This window comes from Streptomyces axinellae (assembly GCF_039532135.1).
In the GTDB taxonomy this organism is placed as follows: domain Bacteria; phylum Actinomycetota; class Actinomycetes; order Streptomycetales; family Streptomycetaceae; genus Streptomyces; species Streptomyces axinellae.
In genome coordinates, this window is sequence record NZ_BAAARJ010000005.1 from 319,159 (window position 1) to 346,123 (window position 26,965).

Annotated in this window: 22 protein-coding genes and 3 pseudogenes; 12 read left to right on the forward strand and 13 right to left on the reverse strand. The window is 71.7% G+C overall.

Annotation, left to right across the window (positions count from 1 at the left end; genetic code table 11):
* Nucleotides 1–66 precede the first annotated feature (66 nt).
* The 6 genes from ABD339_RS09800 to ABD339_RS09825 all read right to left on the reverse strand — a co-directional run bounded on the left by ABD339_RS09800 (nucleotide 67) and on the right by ABD339_RS09825 (nucleotide 8,706).
* Nucleotides 67–699 (reverse strand): TetR/AcrR family transcriptional regulator, encoded by a 633-nt coding sequence (locus ABD339_RS09800; RefSeq protein WP_344564254.1) that lies wholly within the window; start codon nucleotides 697–699, stop codon nucleotides 67–69.
* A gap of 222 nt (nucleotides 700–921) precedes the next feature.
* Nucleotides 922–1,701, reverse strand: coding sequence for an FG-GAP repeat domain-containing protein (locus ABD339_RS09805; RefSeq protein WP_344564256.1), 780 nt, complete (start codon nucleotides 1,699–1,701; stop codon nucleotides 922–924).
* 186 nt (nucleotides 1,702–1,887) lie between these two features.
* Nucleotides 1,888–3,240, reverse strand: coding sequence for a cytochrome P450 (locus ABD339_RS09810; RefSeq protein ID WP_344564258.1), 1,353 nt, complete (start codon nucleotides 3,238–3,240; stop codon nucleotides 1,888–1,890).
* Between the two features lie 70 nt (nucleotides 3,241–3,310).
* Nucleotides 3,311–4,624 carry a cytochrome P450 gene (locus ABD339_RS09815; protein WP_344564260.1) on the reverse strand — a complete coding sequence of 438 codons (1,314 nt, stop codon included), beginning with the start codon at nucleotides 4,622–4,624 and terminating at the stop codon, nucleotides 3,311–3,313.
* Complete coding sequence (locus ABD339_RS09820) at nucleotides 4,621–8,055, reverse strand: amino acid adenylation domain-containing protein (protein WP_344564262.1); 3,435 nt, start codon at nucleotides 8,053–8,055, stop codon at nucleotides 4,621–4,623. Before ABD339_RS09820 ends, ABD339_RS09815 begins: the two co-directional genes overlap by 4 nt.
* Nucleotides 8,056–8,196: 141 nt before the next feature.
* Nucleotides 8,197–8,706: a pyridoxamine 5'-phosphate oxidase family protein gene (locus tag ABD339_RS09825; RefSeq protein WP_344564264.1), complete on the reverse strand. Its 510-nt coding sequence runs from the start codon at nucleotides 8,704–8,706 to the stop codon at nucleotides 8,197–8,199.
* A 523-nt stretch (nucleotides 8,707–9,229) separates the two neighbouring features.
* Between ABD339_RS09825 and ABD339_RS09830 the strand changes: the two genes are divergently transcribed.
* Complete coding sequence (locus ABD339_RS09830; protein WP_344564265.1) at nucleotides 9,230–9,751, forward strand: hypothetical protein; 522 nt, start codon at nucleotides 9,230–9,232, stop codon at nucleotides 9,749–9,751.
* Nucleotides 9,738–10,085: a winged helix-turn-helix domain-containing protein gene (locus ABD339_RS09835; protein WP_344564266.1), complete on the forward strand. Its 348-nt coding sequence runs from the start codon at nucleotides 9,738–9,740 to the stop codon at nucleotides 10,083–10,085. Before ABD339_RS09830 ends, ABD339_RS09835 begins: the two co-directional genes overlap by 14 nt.
* A gap of 257 nt (nucleotides 10,086–10,342) precedes the next feature.
* On the opposite strand, the gene ABD339_RS09840 is transcribed toward ABD339_RS09835, so the two are convergent.
* Nucleotides 10,343–10,666 (reverse strand): ArsR/SmtB family transcription factor, encoded by a 324-nt coding sequence (locus tag ABD339_RS09840; protein WP_344564268.1) that lies wholly within the window; start codon nucleotides 10,664–10,666, stop codon nucleotides 10,343–10,345.
* Nucleotides 10,667–10,780: 114 nt separating this feature from the next.
* On the opposite strand from ABD339_RS09840, the gene ABD339_RS09845 reads away from it, so the two are divergent.
* Nucleotides 10,781–11,851 (forward strand): oxidoreductase, encoded by a 1,071-nt coding sequence (locus ABD339_RS09845; protein WP_344564270.1) that lies wholly within the window; start codon nucleotides 10,781–10,783, stop codon nucleotides 11,849–11,851.
* Between the two features lie 246 nt (nucleotides 11,852–12,097).
* Here ABD339_RS09845 and ABD339_RS09850 read toward each other — a convergent pair whose 3' ends face one another.
* Complete coding sequence (locus ABD339_RS09850; RefSeq protein WP_425575942.1) at nucleotides 12,098–13,309, reverse strand: cytochrome P450 family protein; 1,212 nt, start codon at nucleotides 13,307–13,309, stop codon at nucleotides 12,098–12,100.
* An 83-nt stretch (nucleotides 13,310–13,392) separates the two neighbouring features.
* Complete coding sequence (locus ABD339_RS09855) at nucleotides 13,393–13,608, reverse strand: DUF2277 domain-containing protein (RefSeq protein ID WP_344564272.1); 216 nt, start codon at nucleotides 13,606–13,608, stop codon at nucleotides 13,393–13,395.
* A 240-nt stretch (nucleotides 13,609–13,848) separates the two neighbouring features.
* Between ABD339_RS09855 and ABD339_RS09860 the strand changes: the two genes are divergently transcribed.
* Nucleotides 13,849–14,319, forward strand: coding sequence for a Crp/Fnr family transcriptional regulator (locus tag ABD339_RS09860; protein ID WP_344564274.1), 471 nt, complete (start codon nucleotides 13,849–13,851; stop codon nucleotides 14,317–14,319).
* 896 nt (nucleotides 14,320–15,215) lie between these two features.
* On the opposite strand, the pseudogene ABD339_RS09865 reads toward ABD339_RS09860, so the two are convergent.
* Both ABD339_RS09865 and ABD339_RS09870 read right to left on the reverse strand, forming a co-directional pair.
* Nucleotides 15,216–16,226, reverse strand: a pseudogene (locus ABD339_RS09865) (rod shape-determining protein); the annotation flags it as partial.
* A 209-nt stretch (nucleotides 16,227–16,435) separates the two neighbouring features.
* On the reverse strand, nucleotides 16,436–18,370 hold the full coding sequence (locus ABD339_RS09870; RefSeq protein ID WP_344564276.1) for an ABC transporter ATP-binding protein: 1,935 nt from the start codon (nucleotides 18,368–18,370) through the stop codon (nucleotides 16,436–16,438).
* Between the two features lie 364 nt (nucleotides 18,371–18,734).
* Here ABD339_RS09870 and ABD339_RS09875 point away from each other — a divergent pair, with 364 nt between their 5' ends.
* On the forward strand, nucleotides 18,735–18,974 hold the full coding sequence (locus ABD339_RS09875; protein WP_344564278.1) for a DUF397 domain-containing protein: 240 nt from the start codon (nucleotides 18,735–18,737) through the stop codon (nucleotides 18,972–18,974).
* Between the two features lie 453 nt (nucleotides 18,975–19,427).
* On the opposite strand, the pseudogene ABD339_RS09880 reads toward ABD339_RS09875, so the two are convergent.
* Nucleotides 19,428–19,556: pseudogene (locus ABD339_RS09880) on the reverse strand (ATP-binding protein); the annotation flags it as partial.
* Between the two features lie 357 nt (nucleotides 19,557–19,913).
* Nucleotides 19,914–20,219, reverse strand: a pseudogene (locus ABD339_RS09885) (ATP-binding protein); the annotation flags it as partial.
* 344 nt (nucleotides 20,220–20,563) lie between these two features.
* Between ABD339_RS09885 and ABD339_RS09890 the strand changes: the two are divergent.
* The 7 genes from ABD339_RS09890 to ABD339_RS09920 all read left to right on the forward strand — a co-directional run bounded on the left by ABD339_RS09890 (nucleotide 20,564) and on the right by ABD339_RS09920 (nucleotide 26,890).
* Complete coding sequence (locus ABD339_RS09890; protein WP_344564280.1) at nucleotides 20,564–21,403, forward strand: helix-turn-helix domain-containing protein; 840 nt, start codon at nucleotides 20,564–20,566, stop codon at nucleotides 21,401–21,403.
* 56 nt (nucleotides 21,404–21,459) lie between these two features.
* Entirely contained in the window at nucleotides 21,460–22,917 is a 1,458-nt protein-coding gene (locus ABD339_RS09895) for an aldehyde dehydrogenase family protein (RefSeq protein ID WP_344564282.1), read from the forward strand.
* A gap of 137 nt (nucleotides 22,918–23,054) precedes the next feature.
* Nucleotides 23,055–23,627, forward strand: a complete 573-nt coding sequence (locus tag ABD339_RS09900; protein WP_344564284.1) for a DinB family protein — start codon at nucleotides 23,055–23,057, stop codon at nucleotides 23,625–23,627.
* Nucleotides 23,628–23,790: 163 nt separating this feature from the next.
* Nucleotides 23,791–24,399 carry a PadR family transcriptional regulator gene (locus tag ABD339_RS09905; protein WP_344564286.1) on the forward strand — a complete coding sequence of 203 codons (609 nt, stop codon included), beginning with the start codon at nucleotides 23,791–23,793 and terminating at the stop codon, nucleotides 24,397–24,399.
* Nucleotides 24,400–24,568: 169 nt separating this feature from the next.
* Nucleotides 24,569–25,582, forward strand: coding sequence for an ATP-binding cassette domain-containing protein (locus ABD339_RS09910; protein WP_344564288.1), 1,014 nt, complete (start codon nucleotides 24,569–24,571; stop codon nucleotides 25,580–25,582).
* A 59-nt stretch (nucleotides 25,583–25,641) separates the two neighbouring features.
* Nucleotides 25,642–26,418, forward strand: coding sequence for an ABC transporter permease (locus tag ABD339_RS09915; RefSeq protein WP_344564458.1), 777 nt, complete (start codon nucleotides 25,642–25,644; stop codon nucleotides 26,416–26,418).
* A 73-nt stretch (nucleotides 26,419–26,491) separates the two neighbouring features.
* Nucleotides 26,492–26,890 carry a MerR family transcriptional regulator gene (locus tag ABD339_RS09920; protein WP_344564290.1) on the forward strand — a complete coding sequence of 133 codons (399 nt, stop codon included), beginning with the start codon at nucleotides 26,492–26,494 and terminating at the stop codon, nucleotides 26,888–26,890.
* Nucleotides 26,891–26,965 lie beyond the last annotated feature (75 nt).

The following is a 26,965-nucleotide window of genomic DNA, read 5'->3' on the forward strand; positions in this document are numbered from 1 at the left end:
CGCGTCAGCGGGATTGGGGTGGTGCGGTTGCTCGGGGTGGTGCGGGGCGGTGGTGTCGGTGGGTCGTCAGTGAGCGCCGGCGGTGGCGTCGGTGTCGGCGTCGCTGTGCGACGGGGCGCCGAGCAGTGACATCGCTGACGCGATGGCCGTGCTTATGCGGTCGTTCTGGCCCGTGCCCGCACGTGCGAGCACCTTCAGGCCGTGATTGAGCGCGGTCAGCATGGTCGCGGCGGACTTCGGATCGACGCCGGATGCCAGCTCGCCCTCCGCGCGTGCCCGGAGCAGGGCGCCGTAGAGCGCGGTCTCCAGGCGGCTGGCGTTACCCGTGGTGCGCTGGGAGATCTCGGGGTCGTTGTCCCCGTGTTCCACGGTGGCGTTGACCGCGAAGCACCCCGGAGGCGTGCTCTCTCGCGGCGCCACCACGCTGGTCTCCAGCAGGTCGCGGACCGATTCGAGCGCGGATTCGCGTGAGGTCAGAATGTCGGCGGGAGTCGGCCCGGCGGCGCCGGCGAGGAAGCGGTCGAGGGCGGCGAGGTACAAGTCGTGCTTGGAGCCGAAGGTGCTGTACAGGCTCGCTCTCGCGATCCCCAGCTCGACCGTCAGATCGCTGGTGGATGTCCCCTCGTAGCCCTTGCGCCAGAACAAGCGCATCGCCGCCTCCAGGGCGGTGTCCGGGTCGAATTCCTTGGTTCGCGCCATGGCACAACCGTAGGCTTTCGAGACTGACCGGTCAAGTATTTCTTCCGGCCTCACCGCCGACGGTGTGCCGGTGCTGCCGGCGTGGTTCCGGCGCGGAGGCGGGCCGGTGCGCCCAACGGGACCGGGCGCCGCCGTAGGAGGGGAATCGGCGGCGCCCGGTGGCGCGAGTGGCGCGGTGCACGTGTGGTGCGGTGGCGGGGGTGCGTGGCACCCCGCGAGGGGTTACGCGCAGGGCTTGTAGAACTGCTTCCAGCCGTCCTTGGGCATGGCCGGCGGCTCGCCCCAGGTCCCGGAGTCGCCGTACTGGCCGTTCGCCTTGCCGTCGTACTCGCCGAGGGTGCCGTCCGGCTGCGACAGGCGCACGTCGCGGTTTGTCATACCGTCGCCGTTGTTGTTGCGGACCGCCAGGTCGGGGAACTCGTCGTCGTTGTACTTGGCGATCGACAGCTGCTGGACCTCGCCCTTGTCGCCGACATCGGAGTGGACGGCGTCGGGGGAGGTCAGGTCCGTACGGTCGAGCGGACCGGGGCGGAACTCGGAGAGGCTTGAGGTGTTGGGGTCATCGCCTCCGGAGGGCTCGACGATGCTGACGACCATGTCCAGGGTGCCGTCGTTCTGGAAGTCGGCGACGGCGGCGGTGGCGACCTCGCCCTTCCCCGCGCCGACCAGGTCCTTGACCGTGTGCTTCTTGCCGAAGGAGCCGTCCTTGGCGCCCCACTGGATGGTCATCTTGGTGCCGTTGTGACCGGGGTTGCCGATCAGGTCCATGTTGCCGTCGCCGTCCAGATCGCCGACCAGGGTGGTCGCGTCGGTCAGGCAAGTGCCCCCGGCCTTTGCGGCATTGGCGGCCTGAGCGGTGTGGGCTGTGCTCGCAACGGACTTGACGGCGCCGTCCGAGGGGGACGTCACGGCGGCCCCTGCCTGGTAACCGGCAACGGTCAGCCCCAGGGTGACCGCCGTGAGGGAGGAGGCGATCAGACGTGAGCGGCGTGTGCGGAGCATGTGTGGGGGTTCCTTTCCGTCGTTACTGCGAGGTGAGATGACGGAGGCACTCCGTGAGTTCACGCGGGGTTCGCCGCATGACAGAACCGTTACATTCGAGGGAGAGGGAGCCCCAGCCCCAGGCCCCCTCCGCGCCCCGCCTGCGCGTACCCCGCCTGCGCGCGCCCCTCCTGCACGCGCCGCCCCTCACCAGGTGACGGGAAGCGCCGCGGGCATGATCGCCATGCGGTCGGGGTGCCAGCGGACCTCCGTCACCGGGACGGCGAGGCGGATGCCGGGAAGGGCGTCGAGGAGTACGCGGAAGGCGGTCTCGGACTGGCGGCGGACCAGGTGGGCACCGGGGCAGTGGTGGCGGCCGTAGCCGAAGCGCAGGTGCGGATTGGGGGTGCGGGCCGGGTCGAAGGTGTCGGGGTCCGGGAACGCGGCGGGGTCGAAGTTGGCCGCGTCGAGGGACAGCAGGATCAGGTCACCCGCTTCGACGGAGGCGTCGGCGAGCCCGGTGTCCCGGGTGACGAACCGTGGAATGGCGTTGCCCAGGACGACGCTGTACCGCAGCAGCTCTTCCACGCACTGGGGCAGCGACTCCGGCCGGGAGCGCACCGCGTCGATCGCCTCCGGATGGCGGAGGAGGTTCAGCGCGGCGACGCCCAGAAAACCGGCGAAGTCCTCGTACCCGCTGACGAAGAGGACGGCGACGATGTTCGAAAGCTGCCGCTCCGTGAGGCTCCGGCGGCCGGACCCCTCGCCGGAGTCCGGACCCGAGTCCGGACCCGTGCTCGCTCCCGTTTCCGATCCCGGGCCGAGGTCCCCGAGAGGGCACGTGACCGGGCCGGAATCGCGGACTCCGGGCTCGGCGTTGAGGTCGGCCAGGCGGTCCGCGAGGCCGCGTGGGCGGCCGGGGCGGCGGGCGGCCATGTGTGCGGCCATGTAGGCCCTGATCTCCTCCCAGTTGCGGGCGAGTTCCTGGTCGGAGTACGTGGCCATGGTCAGGTCCTTGTCGGCCCGCTCGGCCAGCCACGCGCGGTCCTCGAAGGGCAGGCCGAGCGTCCGGCACAGGCACTTGGCGGCGACCCACTCCGCGAAGTGGTGTTGCAGGTCCCCGGGGCCGCCCTGGCCGGTCATCGCCTCCAGGCCCTCCCTGGTGGCCTGTTCGACCCAATGGGCGGGCAGCTCGGGCTGGTTGCGGCCGAGGGTCCGGAGCACCTCGTCGCGCAGCCCGGCGGCCTGGAGGTGGTTCATGGCGTCCAGCAGCTCCGGCGCCAGGATGGGAGCGTCCTGCTGGGGGCTGTCGCTTTCGCCGAGCACCGAGCGGGCGAAGGTCCGGTCCCGCAGTACGTGCCGTGCCAGTTCGTAGTCGGTGACCAGCCAGGCCGGGCCGCCGGAGTTGGTGGTGACCCGGGCCACCGGGCAGCTGGTGCGCAGTTCGGTCAGCTCGGGGGCGAGGCGGTCCCCCTTGGTGCTGAACGGGTAGTGGAGCGCGGGTGCTTCCGGTGTTGCGGGTGCGGCATCGTCGGTCAGCGGCGAGTGCGACGCGGTCATGGGGTCGGTTCCTTTGCGGCTTCGGGGCGGCGGGGGAGGGCTGTTGGGCGGGCTGTTCGACGTGCGGCGGTCACCAGCGCACGGGCAGGCGTGCGGGCGCGCGCAGCGGAGTCGACTCGTCCCAGGGGAGGGAGGCGGCCGGGGCCGCGAGCTGGACGGCGGGCAGGCGTTCCAGCAGCACCTGGATCACGGTGGCCAGTTGGAGGCGCGAGAGATGTCCGCCCGTACAGGCGTGCGGGCCGTGTCCGAAGGCGACATGGGGGTTCGGCGTACGGGTCAGATCCAGCCGGTCCGGGTCGCGGAACGCGTCGGGGTCGCGATTGGCGGACGCCGGTACGGGAACGACCGCGTCGCCGGCTCGGATGTGCCGGCCGTGGAGGGTGAAGTCCTCGCGTGCGACGAGGATGTTGATGGCGTTCATGAGCGGGACGTACCGCAGCAGCTCCTCGACCGCCGGAGCGATCCCCTCCGGTTCGTCGCGGAGCGCGCGCAGCTGTTCGGGGTGGGTGAGGAGTGAGAGCAGGGCATTGCCGGTGTGCTGGATGTTCGTCTTGTAGCCCGCCATGAGCATGGTGACGATGAAGCTGATGACATCGTCCCGGGCCACCCCGCTCCCCGGCCGCCTGCTCTCCGTCAGCAGCAGCCCGATGTAGTCCCCGTCCCCGCGCTCCCCCGCCCTTTCGGTGGCCTCCGCCCCTTCGGTGGCCTCTGCCCCTTCGGTGGCCTCTGCCCCTTCGGCGGCCTCTGCCTTTTCGGCGGCCTCTGCCTCGCGCTCCCTGCGCGAGACGAGCCCGGACGCGTAGTCCTGCAGCGCGTACAGGGCCGCGAGGACCTCCTCCATCGACAGCCCTGCGGCGCTGAGCAGGGTGAGCGTGTGGGGCAGGTAGAGATCGCGGTCCTCGTACGGCAGTCCGACCGTCTCGCACAGCACCCGCAGCGGCAGCGGCTCGACGTACGCGGCCACGAGGTCCGCCGTACGGTCCTCGGCGCCCGCCACCATCGTGTCGATCAGTTCCTCGGCCATGGCGCGGATCCGGGGTGCCATGAACTCCAGGCGGCGGCGGCCGAACAGCGGGAGCACGGCGCGGCGTACGCGCTCGTGGTGTTCGCCCGTCATCTCCAGGAAGGTCGGAAGGCAGGGCGGCGGGGCATCCGCCTCGCGCGGCGGCCAGGCCGACAGCAGCGGGCGGATGAGCCGGGGGTCGGCGAACGCGGCGCGGACGTCCGCGTAACGGCTGAGGAGCCAGGCGGTCTCGCCGTTGGGCAGCCGCGATTTGGCCACCGGCTGCTCGCCCCGCAACCGGGCGTATCCGCACGGCGGGCCCGCCGTGCCCGGCTCCACGGCCGGGACGGGGATGACGGTCTCGGTCTCCAGCTCGCTCATGCGATGGTCTCCCGTGCGGGTCCGGCATCCGTGGCGCGGGTGGGGCGCGTGAGGTAGCCGGAGGCGAAGAAGTGCTCCAGGTAGCGGTCCAGCAGGGCGGCATCGACGGGCGGGCAGTGCAGCCCGCTCCCCGCCAGGGCCGCCTCGGTGTTGCGGCGTCCGAGCACCGGGAAGGTGCCCTTGAGGTACATCTCCTTGACGGACATGTCCGCGACACGATTGCGGTCCACGCACAGGGACACGAACGGCGCCGTGGCGCTCGTGGGGTGTTCCGCCACGTGCCGCACCAGCTCCCGCACCCAGTCCTGGTAGGGGAGGGTCCGCAGTGTGAAGCCCGCCGCGCGCATCCGGTCGAGCACGTCGGAGAGCATCGCGGGGCGCGGGTTGGTCAGGTGGTAGACCCGCCCGTCGGCGGGCTGGTGGGTGGCGATGTGCAGCAGGGACTCGGCCAGGTGATCGACGGGCACGAAGTCCATCGGCAGCTCGATGTCGGGGGCCAGCCCGGTGTCGGCGATCATCTTGAACAGCGAGCAGATGGCCGTCTCCGTGTTGCACACCCCGCGCACCCGGTCGCCGGTCACCTCGTACGGGCGGTGGACCGCCAGCGGAAGGCCCTGTTCCGCCGCTCGCCGCAGCAGCCCCTCGGCGACCCATTTGCTCTCGGCGTAGCCCATCGTGAGGCTGTCGGCGTGGGCGAGCGGCTCGTCCTCGTCCACCTCGCGGACCCCGGCCGTCCCGAAGCCGGCGGCGACGGCGACCGTCGAGACGAAGTGCACCGGTACGCGGCGCGGAGCCGCGATGCGGACGATCTCCCGGGTGCCGCCGACGTTCGGTGCCCGCAGGGCCTCGTACGGGTAGAGGAAGTTGACCTGGGCCCCGTTGTGCACGATCAGGTCCAGCTGGCGGGAGAGCGCGGCGCGCTGCTCGTCCGGCAGGCCCAGCCCCGGCTCGGCGAGGTCGGCGGGGAAGCAGGTCACCCGCCTCCAGGCGGCCTCGTCGGGGCGCAGCCCGTAGCGCGCTAGCGCCGTACGCACCCGCTGTCCCGCGTTCGCACGGCCCGAGGCCCGTACGGGGCAGTGCACGCGCGCGGCCGTGCCGCGCAGCAGTTGGTCCAGCAGGTAGGCGCCGACGAAGCCGGTGGCGCCGGTGAGCAGCACCTGCTCGGGCGCGAACGGCGAAGGGGGCGGCCCCTCTTCGGGCGGGAGGTCGAAGCCCAGTTCGGTCTCGCGGACGAAATCGAGGGTCGGGCCCGCCGCAGCCCTCCGCAGGGGGGCGCCCCGGCGGGAGCCGTTCTGATCAGAACCGTTCTGACCAGATCCGTTCTGACCGGATCCGTTCTGATGGGGGCGGTCCTGGCGGGAGGCGTCCGAGTGGGAGCTGTCATGGGCCGCGCGCACGGCCTCGGCGAACTTCTCCAGGGTGGGCGCGACCAACAGGGCTCTGATCAGGGTGGATCCCAGCGCGGCGTCCAGGCCGAAGACCGTCAGCGTGCGGGTGACGGCCTCGGAGGCCAGCAGGGAGTCGCCGCCCAGCAGGAAGAAGTCGTCCTCCGGCACGGGGCGCACCCGCAGTACCTGCTGCCACACCCCGGCCAGAGCGGCGAGCACCCCATCGGCGTCGGGTGATCGCGCCGCTTCCCCGGTGCCGTCTTCGGCACACCCTCCGGAGCGCTTTTCGGAGGGCTCCTCGGAGCACCCGCCGGTGTCGCGCTCCTCCCCGCGCGCCGCCCGCCTGTCGGGCGCCGGGCCGTCGGGCGCCGAGCTCTCGGCCCGGGCCGTGGCGGCCAGCCGGGCGCGATCGACCTTGCCGCCGCTGGTCACCGGGAAGCGGTCCACCCGCACGAGCGCGGGAACGGCCTGCGGCGGCAGCCATTGGGCGCAGTACGCGCGCAGTTGGCCCAGGGGCAGGGGGCCGCCGGGGGCGGCGACCGGCGTGACATACGCAGTCAATGCAGCCGACGCAGCCGACGCAGCCGAGGCCGCCGAACCGGACCCGACCGCCGCCTCGACGACGGCCTCCCCGACCGCCGGGTGGGCGCGCAACCGGGCCTCCACCTCGTCGAGTTCGACGCGGACGCCCCGCAGCTTGACCTGCCGGTCCAGCCGTCCCCGGTATTCCAGCAGGCCGTCGGCCGTCCGTACCGCCCGGTCACCGGTGCGGTACAGCGGCCCGCCGGGCTCGATCGCGGGCAGCGAGACGAACCGCTGGGCGGTCAGTTCCGGATCGCCCAGGTATCCGAGGGCCAGCCCGTCCCCGCCGACGTACAGCTCTCCCTCCTCGCCCCGCGGCGCCGGGCTGCCGTCCTCCAGCAGCACGTGGCAGACGGAGGCACCGAAGGGGCGGCCGAGGGGGACGTGGGTGGCCTCGGCGGGCAGCGGGCTCAGGACGTGTGCGGTGGAGACCACCGAATTCTCGGTGGGGCCGTAGAAGTTGACCACGGTCGTGCCGGGGCAGGCCGCGAGGACGGCGTTGGCCAGGCGGGGGTCCATCGCCTCGCCGCCCGCCGAGACGAACCGCAGCCCGGCCAGCGCCTGGGGGCGGTTGCGGGCCATGAGGTGGAAGACGCTGGTCGTCAGGTAGGCCACGGTCACGCGCCGGCCGCGCAGCAACTCCTCCAGCGCGGCGGGCGCGAGCAGCTCGGCCCGGTCGGCGAGGACCAGGCACGCGCCCGTCAGCAGCGCACCCCAGATCTCGATGGTCGAGGCATCCGAGGACAGACCGTAGGCGTGCAGCACCCGGTCCCCGGGCCCCGGCGGAGGCAACAGCGGGTCGGACAGCACGAGCCGGGCCACCCCGCGGTGCGGAAGCGCCACCGGCTTGGGGCGGCCGGACGTCCCGGAAGTGAACGCCACATAGGCGCAGTCGGCCGCCGAGACCGCACGCGCCGCACGGGTTGGAGGGGTGGTGGGCGCCGCATGGGGCGTACGGGCCGCGGGTACGGGTCGCGCGGCTGTGCGGGCGGCGGCGTGTCCGGCGTCGTCGAGACCGAGGTTCACCCGCAGTCCGCGCACCCGGCGCGTGCTGCCGGGCAGCGTGACGGCGGCACGCAGTCCGGCGTCCTCCGCCATCGCCCGCAGCCGGGCCGGCGGCAGGTCCTCATCGAGGGGAACGTACGCGCACCCGGCCTTGAGGATGCCCAGCAGGGCGACCAGGGCCTCCAGCGAACGCGAGCCGCACACGCCGACCAACTCGCCCGGCTCGGTCCCCGCCGCGAGCAGCCGCGTGGCCAGGGCTTCGGCGCGCTCATCCAACTGGGCGTAGGTCAAGGAGCGTTCGCCCTGCCGGGCGGCCGGCATGTCCGGTCTCGCGGCGACCTGTTCCCCGACCAGTTCCGGGATGGTGCGGTCACGTGGGTAGCCGGGCGGGGGAGAGGCCGCGGTGCGGCACACGGGGTGGGGGAACGGGTGTGTCGAAACGTCGGTGTCGGCCATCAGGTCCTTCTCGGTCGTGCGGCTCCCGGGCTCGGGCCCGGGGCGGTGTGCCTCGACGCGGTGCGGCGGCAGCGGCAGCGGCAGCGGTACGGGGAGGGGCGGATAATCGTGGAGCGGGGCGGACTTACGTGGCCCTGCCGGTCAGAGGCCGGTTCCGCTTCCGGTCTCGGTTCCGCTTCCGGTCGCGGTTCCGTTTCCGGCGCCGGTCCCGTTGAAGTCGGCGGCGAAAGCCGAGAAGTCGGCGGTGCGCCAGCGCTGCGGGCGCATATGGAAGCTCACGTCGTCCTTGAGCTGGTCCGAGGTCGCATCGAGATAGGCCCCGGCCTCGTCCGGACCCAAATACCGCTGGGCCAGGGCCGCGCGGAGATCCGGCGCCACCGGGTCGGTGACCGCGGTGACGGGCCCCTCCACGCTGACATAGCGATACGGCGCCCGCTCGTCCTGTACGCAGAGGCTGAATCGCCCCGCTGCCCGGAGCAGTTCGGCCTTCACCGATTCCCGGCCCGTCTCGACGAGGACCTCGCCGCCGGGGGTGTAGCCGTACCAGACAGGCACGACCAGCGGTGCGCGATCGGCGCTCCTGATATCCGCAACGCTCAGTACGCCGACATGAAGCCCGGCGAGAAACTGTTCGCGTTCGCGGCGCGGCATAACAGGCAGCATGCTTCCCTCTCCTGGATTTGGAGACTTCCTGGACGCGGATATGTCTCCTGGATTCGGGGAATTCGCAGACGCGTTCGCGAAGCGTTCCCCATAGCGTCACGGAGAACGCTCATCGAACTCTCATCAGCGGTGCCTTCCCCCTCGCCAGGATGGCAAAATGCCTGCCGTACTGTCCTTTGTAAGTCCTTGTAAACCACCCTTTTGGGCTCTGCTCACCATGGGTGGAGGCTGCTCCGCGCGGTGCAACGAGGGCTGTGCGCCGCACTGTTCACCTTCCCGTCCCCCGCGTTCCGGACGACCGCCGGCGTATTTTCCGGACGCCATTCGAAGAGTTCCCGGCACGTGCTCCGGCCGTCGTGGCGTGCTCATGCCGGGCTGCGGTGGCCGCCCGGCTGCGGCGGCCGCTTCCGCCCGTCTCCTTGGCGCTGTCCTGCGGTTGACTACGGCTTCGCCGGGAACTACTTTCCTCGTAGGAAAGTAGATCTGAGTGGGCAAGTTTGAGGAGAACCCCATGTCCGACCACCTGCCGCGCGCCGACGAGGCCGCCCGGCTGCTCCACGATGTCGATCAGCGCCGGGACCAGGGCGCCCGGGAGTCGGCGCGGGAGTCGCGCTGGGTCAGTGTGGTGTTCGCCATCGCCTTGTTCGCGCAGCTCGCGGCCCCCGACTTCTTCGGGGAGGAGGTGCGGCCCTGGCTGTCGTGGGCCGTCTTCGTCCTGCTCGCGGTGTACATGGTGATGCTGCGCACCCGTCGCGGATCCGACCTGCTGGGCCGGCCCGCCCGGCTGCGGAAGAGCGAAATCTCCCCGCAGTTCGCGAAGTTCGCCCGGCTGACGATCCTCCTCGTCATGGTGGCCGGCTTCTTCGTCGCGCTGTACGGGGGCAATCTGCTGTTCCCGTACGCCGGAACGGTGCTGGGCGTGGTGCTCTGCGGCGGCCTGATCGCCTTCGGGCCCGCCTGGCAGAAGAGCCTCAACTCCCTGGCCACGCGCGACCGGCAGGACAGTGGCGGGACCCTCCGTGGATCCCGCTGACTTCGACACCGCCCTGCTCGACCCGACACGGCTGTCGATCGTGGCGCTGCTCTCCGGCGTCGAGTGGGCCGAGTTCCGGTGGGTGCAGGACGCGGCGGGCATTTCCGCCTCCGCCCTCTCCAAGCAGTTCAGCACGCTGGAGTCACGGGGCTATGTCGAGGTGGAAAAGGGCTACGTGGGCAAGCGGCCCCGCACGTGGGTCAACCTCACCGGCGCCGGACGGAGCGCCCTGGAGGGGCATATGGCGGCGATGCGCCGGGTCGTCGAGGAGTCCCAGCGGGTGGCCGGGAGTCGCGATCCGCAAGGAGGCGGACCACCGCGTGACCGGGCGTGACCGCGCATGGCCGGCGCTGAGGACTGCCCGGCGGTGCTTTGTGGTGCCCTCTTTCGGGGTGGCCTCTTTTGTGGTGCCGAGTATTTGTGGTGCCGAGTAGGGGCTGCCCCTGTCCGTTCTGTGCGGAGTGCGGGTTCTCCCCAAGCTCTTCGAGCGGGGAGGTACCCCCAGGCCGGCCGCTCCCACCCGGCGGTGCGCCCACGGCCCGGGGTGGGGGTCCGCTGGCCCGGGGGCCGGGGGGCCGGGGGGCCGCGGTGTCAGGCTTCGTCGTACTGCTCGGCCGCGAGGGCCTCCAGCGCACCGTTCAGTGCGGCGGGGAAGCGGGCGAGGGTGTCGGTGCGCAGGGAGATGCGGCAGTGCGTGCCCTCGTACCGGTGCCGGGTCAGTCCCGCCTCGCGCAGGATCTTCATGTGGTGGCTGAGCGTGGAGGGTCCCACGGCCACGTCGAATTCCTCGCGGGAGTGCTCGGCGCGATCGCAAAGCACGGAGAGGATGCGCAGCCGGGCCCGGTCACCCAGCGCGAAGAAGAGGCGGTCGAGCCGCACATCGTCGAGATCGGGGTGCTCGGGCTGTCGGGGCATGCTTGCAGCCTAGCAGATTACGAACTTCGACGATATTCGATATTCGATGTACGTTGGGCGGGCGCGCGGACAGCGTGCGGCCTGTGCTCCGAGAAAGGAAGGAAGTCGCCGCCGATGACCAGGCAGTCCAGGGCGTTCACCGAGATCCGCCTGCGAGAGCTGACCGTGCCCAACCGGGTCTGGCTCTCACCGATGTGCCAGTACTCCGCCGACGCACACGGCGCACCGACCAACTGGCATCTCGCCCACTACGGCGCCAGGGCGGTCGGCGGCGCGGGCCTGGTGATGGTCGAGTGCACGGCCGTCGCCCCCGACATGCGCACCACGACAGGCGACCTCGGACTGTGGTCGAAGCGCCAGATCGACGGACACCGTCGGCTGGCGGCAGCCATAGCCTGCCTCGGGTCCCTCCCGGCAATCCAACTCGGCGCCGCCGGCCGCAAAAGCTCCCACGGCGTGCCCTGGGACAATGCCGGAACCCGGCACGCCATCGGCCCGGACCAGGGTGGATGGCAGCCGCTCGCGCCGTCCCCGCTCCCCTTCGCCGGCCTGGCCGTCCCGTCCGCGATGAGCGTCGCGGACGGCGACCGGGTGCTGGGGGACCTCGAACGCGCGGCGCGCAACGCCGACCATGCCGGCTACGTGGCACTCGAACTGCACGGCGCGAACGGCTACTTGCTCCACCAGTTCCTCTCGCCGCTGACCAACCACCGCACCGACGCCTGGGGCGGCGACCTGGAGGGGCGGATGCGCTTCCCGCTCGCCATGATCGCGGCGCTCCGCGCCGGATGGCCGCAGCACAAGCCGCTCCTGGTCCGCCTGCCCGCCGAGGATCTGATCGAGGGCGGCCTCACGACGCGGGAGGCGGCACGTTGTGCGGCCCGGCTCGGCGAGGCGGGCGTCGATATGATCGACGCCGGCTCCGGCGCGCTGCGCCCGGACGCCCGGCGGATCGACCAGCCTCTGCACAACGCCCGCTACGGCCCGCTTTTCCGCGACGCGGGCACGCTCGCCGCGGCCTCCGGCGGGATCCGCGCGGCGGAACAGCTCGATGAGGCCGTCCCCGCGCTGGTGGACGCCGCGTTCGTCGGCCGGGCCATGCTGCGCGACCCGTACTGGGCGCTGCGCGCGCGGGACGCGGAACCGCGCGAGTCGTGGCCCAAGCAGTACCACCGCGCGTTCTGACCCCGATCCGGCACACGGCGTCGAGGCGCCCCTGGCCAACTCGAACCACGCGAACCACATCGTCCGGACCCGGGCCGCCCACGCCTGCCTCCGCCGGCGAAACCAGAAAACCCGCCCCCCGACGTCCTCCCGCCCAACGACGCGAACGAGCACGCATCCGCGGCCAACGAGGCGTCCGCTGGGGCGGCGCACCGCTACCGGCCGCGGCCTGGCCGCCCCATGCGGCGAACGCTCCTGGTCACAGCACTAGGTGAGCAGAGGGAGTGCCGTCAGGCCGTGGACCAGGCGTGTGGGGCGCGGCGTCAAGTCGGCCGGGGGGAGCGCGAGTCGGAGGCGGGGGAAGCGGGTCAGCACCTTCCGGAGAGCGATTTCCGCCTCCGCCCTGGCCAGCGGGGCGCCCACGCACCGGTGGATGCCGTGGCCGAAGCTGAGATGGCCGGTGGCATCCCGTGCGAGGTCGAGCCGGTCGGGTGCGGTGAACCGCGCCGGATCGCGGTTGGCGGCGCCGATTCCCACCAGTACCTGGGCGCCCGCGGGGATCCGGGTGCCGCCGAGTGTGAGCGGCTCTGTCGCGTACCGGAAGGTGGCCGTGCTCACCGGGGAGCCGTGCCGCAGCAGTTCGTCCAGCGCGCGCGGTAGGAGCGTTTCGGGATCCCGGCGCAGCCGTTCCACGGCTGTGGCTCCTCCTGCCGGTCGTTCCGAGGGCCGGGGCAGCAGGGCGAGGAGCGCGTTGCCGAGGAAGTTGGTGGTGGTCTCGTGCCCCGCGACGAGCAGCAGTACGGCCATCGCGACCAGCTCGTCCTCGCTCAGCCGGTCCCCGTCGTCGCGGACCGCGATCAGCCGGTCCAGCAGCGCCTCGCCCGGTCGGCTCCGCTTGGCGGCGATGAGGTCCGTCAGGTACGCCGCCATCGCGTGCGAGGCCGCGTCGGTCCGTTCGGGCTCTCCTGCCGCGAACAGGTCGGCGGACCAGCGCCGGATATCCGCCCGGTCCGCGAGGGGCACGCCGAGCAGCTCGCAGATCACGGTCACCGGAAGGGGCATGGCCAGCCCGGCGACCGCGTCCACCCGTCCCGGCGCGGGCCACCGGTCCAGCAGGTCGTCCGTCACCCGCGCGATGAAGGGGCGCAGCGCGGCGACGGCGCCCGTGGTGAAAGCCCTGGTCACCAGCTTGCGCAGCCGGGTGTGCTGGGGCGGGTCGCCGGCCAGCATGTTCCGGGTCACGGCGGGGTGCAGTCGGCGGGCGGAGTCCTTGTCGGCGAAGAACGCGGCGGTGTCCTTCGACAGCCGTGGATCACCGAGCGCCTGCCGCGCCTCCGCGTAACCGGTCACGAGGTAGCCCGCCCGGCCGGCCGACCCGCTCCGTACGAGCCGCACGGGGTCCGCGGGCTGCTGGGGGGCCTGCGGGGCCTGGGGGGTACGGCCGGTGTGCCGCTGGTCGCGCGGGGACGATTCCTTCACCCGCTCAGGCTGCACTCCGCGCCGCACACGTGTCACCTCCGCGTCGCCTCGCCGCCCGGCCTCCCGCTGGGCGTGGGCGCGGGTCAGCTCTTGGCGCCCCGGACCTCCAGCGCGTCCAGCAGGTCCTCCGTCGCCGCCGTGATCCGGGCGACGGCCTCGTCGAAGGCCGCCTGGTTGTGCGCCGCGGGGGCGCGGAAACCGGACACCTTGCGGACGTACTGGAGCGCTGCCGCGCGCATGTCGTCCTCGGTGACGGCCTCGGCGTAGGGCGGACGCAGGGTCTTGATGCTTCTGCACATACTGCCGACGGTACGTCGCGCACCGCCGCCCCGGGAGCCCTGCGGAAGCCCTGCGGTAGTCCCGCGGGGAGACCCTCGGCGAGCGCGCGGCCCCTTCGCCCGTTCGCCTGTTCGGGTGACGAGAGGTACGGTGAAAGTGCCGTGTCGTGGGCATGCGCCGCATGAGCGGTGTATGTCGTGTACGCCCGGCGAACCCAGGTGACCTGGGCGTACGCACCCCCCTTGGAGGGAGGGCGGGCCATGCAGACCATGACGGGACTGCTCGGCGAGCTGATGCCGGAGCAACGGGAGCGCTTGCGCTCCTTGGGCAGCGAGGCATATTTCGACGCCGGGGAGCGGATCTTCGAAGAGGGCGACAGAGCCGACCGCTTCTGGATCCTGCACACCGGCTCCGCGACGCTCGACATGCACGTGCCCGGCCACCGGAATGTCGTCTTCGACCACGTGCGCCACGGGGAATTGCTGGGCTGGTCCTGGCTGTTCAAGCCGTACACGTGGACGCTGGGCTCCCAGGCGGACAGCCCCGTGCGCGCCCTCCAGTTCGACGCGCTGTCGGTGCGGGTGCTGTGCGAGGAGGACACGGAGCTTGGCCTGGCGCTCAATCACGCGGTCGCCGCGGTGATCGCCGAGCGGTTGCAGCGCTCTCGTGCCCGGCTGATCGACATGTTCGGCCCCTACGCGCCGAAGGACATCGCCGCCGGGCTGCTCTGAGGGGCCGTCTCGGCGCGGGTCCCCCACCGCCGGTCGGTGTCGGAGTGCCTTCGCGCGGTCCGGCACCAGCGCAGTGTGGGCCCTGCGCCTCGCCCCCCGCGGAATCGTCACCGGTCTAGGGGGTGACGTTCCTGTCGAACCGCTCCCGGCGCACCGGTCCCCCGGCGGGACCCTGCGCCTCGCCCCCCGCGGAATCGTCACCGGTCCAGGGGGTGACGTTCCTGTCGAACCGCTCCCGGCGCACCGGTCCCCCGGCGGGACCCTGCGCCTCGCCCCGGCGGAATCGTCACCGGTCTAGGGGGTGACGTTCCTGTCGAACCGCTCCCGGCGCACCGGTCCCCCGGCGGGCCAGGCGGGGGCGCCACCTTACGCGCCCTGCCCGGCCTCGCCGCGCCGCTGCCGCGCCTTTCAGCGCCGTACGCTCCTGAACCGGCTGCCTCAACCGGCTGTCTCAACCGGCTGCCTCAGCCAGCCGCCGCAGCCGTCCCCGCAGCCGAGCCGGGTGCCGCGTCCGGGGTGGTGTCCGGTGCTGGGTCCGGGGCCGGACCGCCCCGCTCCGCAGGAGCCGGAGCAGCGGGTTCCGGCATCAGGTCCGGCGTCATTCCCCGTGTCGTTTCCCGCGTCGGCTCCGGCCTCGATTCCGGTGCCGGCCCCGCACCCGTCGCCGCGCCCGCCGGACCGGTCACCGACCGCGACGCCTCGGCCGACGGCTCCTCCGGTTCTGACACCGGCCCCGCCCCCGACCCGGGCGACGGCACCGCGCCCACCCCCACCACCGCTCCTGCGGCTGCCCCCATCACGGAGGCGGTCACAGGCTCGACCGTCGGCTCCGGAGCGATTCCCACCTCGGCCTTCACCTCTGTCTCGCGGCCCGCCGTCCCGGCCGCGATCTCGCCGACGAAGGGCTGTACGCGCCCCTCCAGCATCGCCGCGAGGCCGCTCACCGCGCTCAGTTCGGGCTGTTCGGACAGGCGTACGGCCATGCCCGTCGCGGCGCGCAGCCGCTCGGCGAGGCCGGGCAGCAGCGCGCTGCCGCCGGTGAGCACCATGCCGCGCTCGGCCAGGTCGGCGACCAGGTCGGGCGGGCAGCGGTGCAGGACGGCGCGGATGGTGTCGGTCAGCCCGGTCAGCGGCGTCTGGATGGCGCGGCGCACGTCCTCCGGGTCGATGATGACGCTGCGCGCGAGGCCCGTCACCACGTCCCTGCCCTGCACCTCGGCGACCTGCTCGGCGCCCTCCCCGCCGTTCAGCGCCAGGTGCAGCGGGCGCACCGCCTGGCTGGGCAGCAGCAGTTCGTGCCGGTCGCGCAGGTACTGGACCACGGCCCGGTGGATGATCTCCCCGCCCAGGCTCACCGTTCCGGCGGCCACGATCGAGCCGAGCGAGAGCACCGCGACCTGGGTGGTGGCCGCGCCGCAGACGAGGATCATCGTCGCCTCGGGCCGCTCGACCGGCAGCCCGCAGCCGAGCGCGGCGGCCGTCGGGGTGTCCACCAGTTCGACCCGCCGCGCGCCCACCCCGGTGAGCGTCTCCACGGTGGCCCGGCGCGCGAGCGGGTCGGCGTTGTGCGGGATGGTCGCCGCGGCCCGCAGCAGCACCCGGCGGCGGCGCAGCCCGTGCAGCCGCTCGCCGACCAGGGCCCGCAGCATCCGCCGGGCCATGTCGATATCGGTCACGGTGCCGCCGGAGACGGGCCGGTCGACGCGGATGTGGCGCGGGGTGCGGCCGTCCATCAGCGCGGCGGCCTCGCCGACGGCGATCAGCGCGCCGGAGTGGGTGTTGACGGCGACCACGGAGGGCTGATCGACGATGAGGCCGGTCCCCTTCACATGGACGCGGGTCCTGGCGGCTCCCAGATCGACGGCGACGGAGCAGCGGTTCAGGTCCTCAAGACTGGAGCAGCCCATTGCGCTCGTGTCCTTCCCGAGAGTGCGTGCGGAGCGTGGACCGTCCGCGGGACGGTCCACTGCTCAGCGTGCGGCGCACGGCACCCGGGCGCGCGCCGGGCTGCACCGGTCGGGTGAGCCCGCCCGCTGAGGACCCGTCAGGCATCCGGCCCCCGCCGGACGACCGGCCCCGTCAGGCAGCCCGGCCGCGGGTGCGTACTGAGGCCCCGTCAGGCGATGGCGGGAGCCGCGTCCCCCGTCCCGCCCCCGCCACCGCTGCGGCCGGCACCCTCACCGTCGCTGCTCCCCTCGCTGAACTGCGTACGGTGCAACTCCTCATAGCGCCCCCCGGCCGCGAGGAGTTCGGTGTGGGTGCCCCGCTCCACGATCCGGCCGTCCTCCAGCACCAGGATCAGATCCGCCGCCCGCACCGTGGACAGCCGGTGGGCGATCACCACGGATGTGCGGCCCGCCAGCGCCTCGGTCAGCGCCTCCTGCACCGCCGCCTCGGACGTGGAGTCCAGGTGCGCGGTCGCCTCGTCCAGCAGGACGACGCGGGGCCGGGCCAGCAGCAGCCGGGCGATGGTGAGCCGCTGCCGCTCGCCGCCCGAGAGCCGGTAGCCGCGCTCGCCGACCAGCGTGTCCAGCCCGTCCGGCAGGGCGGCGACCAGCCCGTCCAGGCGCGCCCGGCGCAGCGCGGCCCACAGTTCGTCGTCGGTGGCCCCGGGGCGGGGGAGGAGCAGGTTGGCGCGGATGGTGTCGTGGAAGAGGTGGCCGTCCTGGGTGACCATGCCGAGGGTCTGCCGCAGGGCCGCGGCGCTCAGGTCGCGCACATCGACGCCGCCGAGACGTACGGCGCCGCTGTCCACGTCGTAGAGCCGGGGCGCGAGCGAGGCGAGGGTGGACTTGCCCGCGCCGGAGGAGCCGACCAGCGCCACCATCTGGCCTGGCTCGGCGCGGAAGGAGATGCCGTGCAGCACCTCCTCGCCGCCCCGGGTGTCGAGCGTGGCGACCTCCTCCAGGGAGGCGAGGGAGACCTTCTCGGCGGCGGGATAGCTGAAGCGCACGTCCTCGAACTCGACGGAGACCGGCCCCTCGGGCACCGGCAGGGCGTTCTCCTTCTCCTCGATCAGTGGCTTGAGGTCCAGCACTTCGAACACCCGCTGGAAGCTGACCAGCGCGCTCATGACCTCCACCCGGGCCGAGGCCAGCGCGGTGAGCGGGGCGTAGAGCCGGGTGAGCAGCAGCGCGAGGGAGACGACGGCACCAGGGTCGAGGCTGCCGCGCAGCGCGTAGTAGCCGCCGAGCCCGTAGACGAGGGCGAGCGCGAGCGCCGCGACGAGCGTCAGGGCGGTGAAGAAGACCTCCTGCACCATGGCGGTGCGCACCCCGATGTCCCGTACGCGCCCGGCCCGCGCGGCGAACTCGGCGGACTCCTCGCGGGGCCTGCCGAAGAGCTTGACGAGGGTGGCGCCGGGAGCCGAGAAGCGCTCGGTCATCTGCGTGCTCATCGCCGCGTTGTGGTCGGCGCGTTCGCGCTCCAGTTTCGCGAGCCGGGCGCCCATCCTGCGTGCCGGGAGGACGAACACCGGCAGCAGGGCGAGGGCGAGCAGGGTGATCTGCCAGGAGAGGTTGAGCATCACGCCGAGGGTGAGCAGCAGCGTGACCAGGTTGCTGAAGACCTCCGACAGGGTGCTGCTGAAGGCGCGTTGGGCGCCGATGACGTCGTTGTTGAGGCGGCTGACCAGTGCGCCGGTGCGGGTGCGGGTGAAGAAGGCGACCGGCATGCGCTGTACGTGGTCGTAGACGGCGGTACGCAGATCGAGGATGAGGCCCTCACCGATGTGGGCGGAGAGCCACCGGGTGAGGATGCCGACCGCGGCCTCTGCGAGGGCGATGAGGGCGATCACCCCGGCGAGGGTGAGCACGGTGGCTGCCGGGTCGCGGTGCACGATCGCGTCCACGACCTGCCCGGCGAGCAGCGGGGTGGCCACCGTGAGGACGGCCAGGACGCTGCTGAGCAGCAAGAAGGCCAGCAGCCTTCGGTGGTGGCGGTGGGCGAAGCGGACGATGCGGCGGACCGTGGCCGCCGAGAAGGGGTGCTGGTCCTGGTGCGCGTGGCGCGAGTTGTACAGGGCCTGCCAGGCGGTCATCTCCATGCTCATGGGAGAAACCTAGAACTTAAAGCGAAGTTCACGTCAAGGGAGCGGGGAGTGAGGGGGCCGCGCGGGGGCAGGCGGACAGCGAGAGAGGTAAAGGCGAGTAAAGACAGGCAGAGAACGGCCGTTCCGCGTCTGAAGGAGTGCCAGGCGGTGGAACGGCGCACCCACCCCGTATCCAGGACCCCGCGTGACGACGGCAAAGCAGTGCGCTACCCGCTTTGACCGGCTGTGATGGTCTCACGACAGGGGGTCGTGCACGTGCATCGGCACATGCATGCGCAAGTGAACGCGGTTATGATCCCGGGCAGTTGAGCAGTTTCGTACTGCTCAACCTGCACCCCCCACCTGATGAGTCCGGGAGATCCAAGTGCCTCACGCGTACAACGGCATGGCCGCCAGGGACCTCCAGGGGGTCGTGTGGCGAAAGAGCCGCTTCAGCAACTCGCAGGGAACCTGCGTCGAGTTCGCCAAGCTGCCCGACGGTGACGTCGCGGTGCGCAATTCGCGCTTCCCCGACGGACCCGCGCTCGTCTACACGCCCGCCGAAATGGAGGCGATGCTGCTCGGCATCAAGGACGGCGAATTCGACTACCTCATACGGGACTAGTCCGACCATTTCCCACGGGCCGGCGCATTCGAGGCCGGTCCACCCGGGGCCTCTACCCGGGGCCTCTACCCGGGACCCGCATCCGGGGTTGATGTACGGGGCCGGCATAGAGGGGGCCGACGCGTACGGGACCGACACGTACGCGTCCGGACTCCCGCGCACGGCCCAGTGCTTCGCGCGTGATACTCCGCGCGCAACGCTCCGCGCGGACCAGCGGACTGTTCGTGCTACTCGTGCGGGCTGCTCGTGCTACTCGTGCGGGACTTCACGCGGGGGCTTCACACGGGGCTTCTCCCGACCCTCCCGCTCAACTCTCCCCCTCACCCGGACTGTTCCCGGGGCCGCACGCGGGACTTCCCGCCCCGCGTTCCACGTGACCGCATTCCACGTGACCGAGTGAGCCGCGAGGCTCACCCCCGCGGGGGCGGCCCGCTCCGCTTCGGAGCCCGCCGCTCAGGCGGAACCGAGCCGGAAGAGTGCCCAGACGATCTTCCCCGCCGGTGATCCGGACAGCGGGTGCCATCCCCAGTTGTCGCTGAAGGAATCGACGAGGCAGAGCCCTCTTCCCGACTCGGCGGCGAACGCCAGCGCCTCGGCCCCGTCCGCGAAATCCCCCGCTTCCCCGCGGACGGGGGCCTCGGCTGTCCCCCCGTATCCCCCGTATCCCCCGTTGGTCTCTCTTCCCCGACGGTCTCCGTGATCTCCGTGGGCTCCGAGATCGCCGGCATCCTCACACCGGCCGGCGCCCCCGCTGCCGTCGCGAACCTCTGGGTCTCCGTGGGGCCTGTGGCCCCCGTGGCCCCTCTGGTCCTGGATCGCGTGGGCGGTGGCGCCCGCTCTTGGTCCCCCCGGCAGCGCCGGTCTCGCCAGGCTCACGCCCGAGGTGTCCGGCGGCTCGTTGCTGGGGTCTCGCACGGCACAGACCAACCGGGCGGACCAGCGCATCAGATGCAGCCGTACCGGCGGATCGGCCTCGTCCCCCGACGCCGCCCCGTGATCGGCGCCGGGGGCGAGGCCGTGCCGCATGGCGTTGGTCACCAGTTCGGAGACGACCAGCGCCACGTCATCGAATTCTTCGGCGAGCCCCCAGCGTTGGAGGGTCTGGCGGGTGAACTCACGTGCGCTTTTGACCGATTCGTAGTGCGACGGCAGCGCACACGAGGCGGCACCCGAGACCGAGGTGGCATCCCGGGTGGCGAGCCCTTGCCATAAGGGCTCCAGCACCGTTGATCCTTCGGTCCCCATGAAGGGCCACTCCTGGCGTTGGCGGCAGTGGTGATCCTGTGCGGATCCTGTCGGCTGTGCTTCCCCGCCTGGTGCGGGCGCCAAAGCGCTCCCGGGGTCACCAACTCGTCTGACGCCGGGTGCACTTGTGCGATCCCCATGGTTCCCAATGCCCACAGCAGATGCAAGGGCAGATGCACGTGCACGAGCGACTTTCGATCGTGTGTAATCGGGCGGGCACGCAACGAAGCGCAGAGATGGCACACTTCCCTTCAAGCAGGGGCGGAGGGCTGATCAGAATGGTTACAGAACCGGCACAACACGTCAGCGGGGGCGCAAAGGGGGTGAGTAGTTCAAGTGGGTCCATGGTCCGGCGGATCCTGCTCGGATCCCAGCTGCGGCGGCTCCGCGAGGCGCGCGGGGTCACCCGCGAAGCGGCCGGTTACTCGATCCGCGCCTCCGAGTCCAAGATCAGCCGGATGGAACTGGGCCGCGTGAGTTTCAAGGCCCGGGACGTCGAGGATCTCCTCACGCTCTACGGAGTGACCGACGAAGTGGAGCGCGAGCCCCTGCTCGCCCTCGCCCGGGACTCCAGCATCGCCGGCTGGTGGCACAACTACAGCGATGTACTGCCTGGCTGGTTCCAGACGTACGTGGGGCTCGAAGGCACGGCATCACAGATAAGTACGTACGAGGTCCAGTTCGTCCACGGACTGCTCCAGACCGACGGCTACGCCCGCGCGGTGGTCACCGCCGGCCACCGCAATCCCATAGCCGAGGAGGAGATCGAGCGCCGGGTCGCCCTGCGCCTGGAGCGCCAGAAGCTCCTTCTCGGGGAGAACGCTCCTGAGCTGATCTGCGTCCTGGACGAGGCGGCGCTGCGCCGCCCCTTCGGAGGCGAGGACGTCATGGACGGGCAACTCGCCCACCTGGCCGAGATCTCCGAGCGCCCCAATGTGACCTTGCAGGTCATCCCGTTCGAATCCGGTGGACACGCGGCGGAGAGCGGCGCCTTCACCCTGCTGCGCTTTCCCGAGTCCGACCTCAGCGACGTGGTCTACCTGGAGCAGCTCACCAGCGCCCTCTACCTCGACAAGCGCGACGAGGTGGCGCAGTACGAGCAGGTCCTGGACCGCCTGGTGGATATCAGCCTTTCTCCCGCACACACCCGCGATCACCTTCACAAAATCCGCCAACTCAGGTGACGCGCCGGTAAGATGAGCCGCCAACAGGATCTCCTTCCACCCCCCGAAGGAATGGCATGTCCTACTTCACGGATCTGGCGCTCCAGTGCATAGACGGCGAATGGCGCCCCGGGACAGGCTCCTGGGACATCATCGACTTCAACCCGTACAACGGCGAGAAACTGGCCTCGATCACCGTCGCCACCCTGGACGAGGTCGATCAGGCATATCGTGCGGCTGAGCGCGCGCAGCGGGAGTGGGCCGCCACCAATCCGTACACCAGAAGGCGCGTTTTCGAGCGGGCGGTCCGCGTCATCGAGGACAGCGAGCCCCAGATCACCGAGGCCATCGTCGCCGAACTGGGCGGCACCCGGGCCAAGGCGGCCTTCGAGATCCATATGGTGCGGGAATTCTTCCTCGAAGCGGTCCGGCTCTCGATGCACACCCAGGGCGAGATTCTGCCCTCGTCGGTCGAGGGCAAGGAAAACCGTGTCTACCGCGATCCGGTCGGCGTCGTCGGTGTCATCTCCCCCTTCAATTACCCTTTCCTGCTGGCCGTCAAGTCGGTGGCGCCCGCGCTGGCGCTGGGCAACGCCGTTGTTCTCAAGCCCCACCAGTCCACCCCGGTGTGCGGGGGCACCCTGGTCGCGAAGGTGCTGGAAGAGGCGGGTCTCCCGCCTGGGCTGGTGAATGTCGTGATCACCGACAGCGCGGAGATCGGCGACACCCTCATCGAGCACCCGGTGCCCAAGGTGATCTCCTTCACCGGGTCCGACCGGGTCGGCCGCCATGTGGCCACCGTCGCGGCCCGCAATTTCAAGCACGTCATTCTTCAACTCGGCTCCAACAGCGCGCTGCTGGTGCTGGACGACGCCGATATCGACTACGCGGTGGACGCCGCGGTATTCAGCCGTTTCGTCAATCAGGGCCAGCTGTGCATGGCGGCCAACCGCATTATCGTGGACCGTTCCGTAGAGCCGGAATTCACCGCCAAATTCGTGGCCCGCGTCCGGGAACTGGTCGTCGGCGACCCGCAGGATCCGGCCACCCATATCGGCCCGCTGATCAACTCACGCCAGGCCGAACGGCTCACCGCCATCGTCGAACAGGCCCTCGCCGGCGGGGCGACGGCGCTGCTGCACGGCGCGGTCGAAGGCAACGTCGTCTCGCCCAGCGTGCTCACCGACATCCCGGTGGACTCCCCGCTGCTGCGCGAGGAGATCTTCGGCCCGGTCGCTCTGGTCATCCCCGTGGACGGAGCGGAGGAAGCCGTCCGCGTCGCCAACGACACCCCCTACGGCCTGGCCGGCGCCGTGCACAGCGGCGACATCGAACGGGGCATCGCGGTGGCCCGCCGCATCGAGGCCGGCATGGTGCATGTGAACGACTCGACGGTCGCGGACGAGCCGATAGTGCCCTACGGCGGCGAGAAGCACTCGGGCCTGGGCAGGCTCAACGGCCCGCAGGTGGTCGAGGCGTTCACCACCACCAAGTGGGTCTCCATCCAGCGGGAGCGCACCGAGTTCCCCTTCTGAGCGGTGGCCGCCGCCGTGCGGGGTGGGGGCAGGCCGCGGGCGCCCGTCAGTCGAGGACGGAAACTGGCCGCAAGGCTGTCTAACGTACGTCTCACCGGGGTCCGCACGGGCCCCCTACCGAGAGGTGGCACACAGCGATGCCGGTAGTCGTTCAGGCCGAGGCACACGGGGACGAGCGCGGCGCGCTCCTGGCGTATCTGGAGGCGCAGCGGGGCGGCCTCCGCCGTGCCCTGCACAACCTCACCGAGGAGCAGGCGCGCAGCGCGCCCGCGGCCAGCGAGTTGTCGGTAGCCGGACTGCTCAAGCATGTGACGGTCGTCGAACGCGGATGGCTGCGCACCTTCCAGGGCGTCGAGGTCGGTGACGCGGAGAAGAAGGACGAGTGGGAGAACAGCTTCAAGCCCACACCGGAGGAGACCATCGAGGAGCTGATCGCCTTCTCCGAGCGGGTCGCGGCCGAGACCGAGCGGGCCGTGCGCGCCGTGGCCTCGTTGGACGAGACGTTCAACGTCCCGCCGGCGCCCTGGGACAAGGGCGGCGACTTCTCCTTGCGCTGGGGCCTGCTGCACCTGATCGAGGAGTTGGCGCGGCACGCCGGCCACGCCGATGTCATCCGCGAGACGATCGACGGCAAGGGCGCCTTCGACCTGGTCTTCGAGACCGGCGCGATGCCCGAACCCGACTGGTCGGGCTTCGACTCGTCCCAGTGAACGCCCCTGGCGCCCGGTGTCCCGGCGGCCGGGATCCCCGGTGCCGCCCGCCTCGTGACGCCGCCCGGCCGGTGACCCCGGGTGGCGTCTCCTCTCTGGTCAAGCTTGACTAGGGTGCTCGCGTACGCATGAGTCGCGGGGAACCGGGAGAACGGGAACACCGATGTCACCGATCCGGCTGCTGGTCCTGGGAGCCGTGCGCCTGCACGGGCGGGCACACGGCTATCAGATCCGCAACGACCTGGAGTACTGGGGTGCGCACCAGTGGTCCAGCGCCAAGCCGGGGTCGATCTACCACGCGCTCAAGCAGCTCGCCAAGCAGGAGCTGCTCCTCGCGCACGATGTCGCGCCCAGTACGGCGGGCGGACCGCCGCGCACCGAGTACGAGCTGACGGCGGCGGGCGAGGCGGAGTTCATGAAGCTCCTGCGCCATGCGCTCACCTCCGTCGACGAGAAGCCGGACGTGCTGTCGGCGGGCGTCGGCTTCCTCGTCGAACTGCCCCGCGCCGAGGCCCTCGCGCTGCTCAGGCAGCGGGTGACGGCGCTGGAGGAGTGGCGCGCCGAGGTCACCCGCTATTGGACCCCCGAGGGCAGCACCCCCGAGGAGTGGGGCCACATCGGGGAGATCATGCAGCTGTGGGTGCACACCGCCGACAGCGGCGCCGCCTGGGCGCGGGCGCTGATCGCTCGGCTGGAGAGCGGCCTGTACGTCATGGCGGGCGAGGGCGAACGGGACCTGACCGGTCTGACGGCGGCGGACCCGGAAAGCTGACGACTCGAAGCAGCCGACGACCCGGAACAGCCGGAGACTCCCCGCAGCGGAGACCTCCCGCCCTTCCCTTCCCCTCGTAATCAAGTTTGACTAGTACGGGGCCCGGGGCTATCTTTCCCGTCACTAGTCAAGCTTGACTAATCGTCGAGGGGAACCGAGGGGAGACGCCATGGGGACGGGCGATGCCGTCGTCATCGAGGGGCTGAGGAAGGACTACGGCACGAAACAGGCGCTGGCCGGACTGGATCTGACAGTGCCCGCCGGCACCGTACAGGGACTGCTCGGGCCCAACGGCGCAGGCAAGACCACCGCCGTGCGCATCCTGGCGACCCTGCTGCGACCGAGCGCCGGGCGGGCGTTCGTCGCGGGCCACGACGTGGCCGCCGAGCCCGACGCGGTCCGCCGCCGCATCGGGCTGCTCGGCCAGCACGCGGCCGTGGACGAGGAACTGAGCGGCAGGCAGAACCTGGAGATGTTCGGCCGCCTCCACCACCTGGGCGCCCGGCACGCGGCAGCCCGTGCCGGGGAACTGCTGGAGCGATTCGACCTCACCGGCACGGGCCGCAAGCCGGTCAGCGCCTACAGCGGAGGCATGCGCCGCCGCCTCGACCTGGCCGCCTCGCTCATCGGCGGGGCCGGCGGAACCGGTGCCGGAGCCGGGGGCGCGGGCCCCCGGGTCCTCTTCCTGGACGAGCCGACCACCGGCCTGGACCCGCGCGGCAGGAACGAGGTGTGGAGCGCGGTCCGCACCCTGGTCGGCGAGGGGACGACGGTGCTGCTGACCACGCAGTACCTGGAGGAGGCCGACCAACTCGCCGACGCCATCGCCGTCATCGACGCCGGACGTGTCGTCGCCGAGGGCACCGCCGACGAGCTGAAGTCCAGGCTCGGCGCCGACCGGATCGACGTGGTCGTACGCGATGCCGCACGCCTGTCCGCCGCAGCCGCGGTCCTCGGCGCGGCGGCCGGGGCCACCGGGGCCGAGGTGACCCGCGACGAGGACCGCAGACTGCTCAGCGCCCCGGTCGCCGACCGGATGGCGGCCCTCGCCGAGACCGTGCGGGCCCTTGGCGCGGCCGGGATCGAAGCCGAGGACATCGCGCTGCGGCGGCCCACGCTCGACGAGGTCTTCCTGCACACCACCGAAGCGGGCCCGCACCGGGAAAGGCGGTCCGCGGCATGAGCAGCACGAGCACGAGCACGAGCACGAGCACGGATACGAGTGCGAGTACGAGCAGCACCATGCGCATCCATGTGCTGAGCGACTGCTGGACGATGACCAGGCGGGAACTGGCCCACTGGCAGCGCAGGCCCATGCGGGCCGTGATCAGCGTCTTCTTCCCGCTGATGATGCTGGTGATGTTCGTGTACTTCATCGGCGGGGGCATGGGGGTCGGCAACTACCGGGAGTTCCTCGTGCCCGGGATGTTCGCGCTGACCATGGCCTTCGGGCTGGAGTCCACGATGGTGGCGCTCACCCAGGACCTGAACAAGGGCGTCATCGACCGCTTCCGCTCCCTGCCCATGTCCCGGTCCGCCGTGCTGGTGGGCCGCAGCGTGCACGACATGCTGGAGTCCGCCGTCGCCCTGGCCGTTCTCCTGCTCGCCGGGCTGCTGGTCGGCTGGCGCTGGCACGGCGGGCCCGGGGCCGTGCTCGCCGCGCTCGGGCTGCTGCTCCTGCTGCGCTTCGCGATGCTGTGGGCCGGCATCTGGCTCGGACTGGTCGCCGGGCGGCCCGAGATGGTGCAGGCCGCGCAGATCCTGATCTGGCCGGTCGCCTTCTTCTCCAATGTGTTCAGCTCGCCCTCCACCATGCCCGGCTGGATGGGGGCCGTCGCCGAGTGGAACCCGATGTCCGCGACGGCCCGCGCCGTGCGGGAGCTGTTCGGCAACCCGGTGTGGGGCGGCGGCTCCTGGGCGGCCGAGCACGCGGCGCTGCTGGCGGTGGCGTGGCCGGTGGCGATGCTGGCGGTCTTCTTCCCGCTGGCGGTGCGCAAGTACGCGGCGATGGGGAGGTGAGCGCCCCTCCGGCAGCCGGCCGGGAGACTGCTGCCGGTACGGGCTCGCACCTCACGCGGTGTGAGGACGCACCGTGGGCGTCGTCAAGCGAACGAGGAGGCGGACGTGGGCTACCGGAACTCTTGCGGAAAGCCCCGGCGTTCACTCCGTCGGGCAGGTCGCCGGTTTCGCCGGCGTGACGGTGCGCACGCCGCACCACTACGACGAGGTCGGGCTGCTGCGCCCTGGCCGGCGCACGGCAGCAGGCGTGCCCGCCGACGCCCCCGGGGCGATGGACCTGGCGGAGGAGCACCGCGGGTTCATCTCGCGCACCAGCTGGGAGTGCGGCTGTGAGATGCACCGCGGACAGGGCGAGATGTACGTGGCGGACGAGCGTTTCACCGCCGCCTACGAGGCCATCAGGCCGGGCCTCGCCGCCTCTATGCGGGACGCGATCGCGGCCGACGCCGCGCGCGCTGCCCGCGCCGGCTGAGGGCGGGCGCGCCCGGGCCGTCGCGCCGCGCGGCTGCGTGGGGCCCGTCCGCGTGGGCCCACGTCGTGCCCCTCG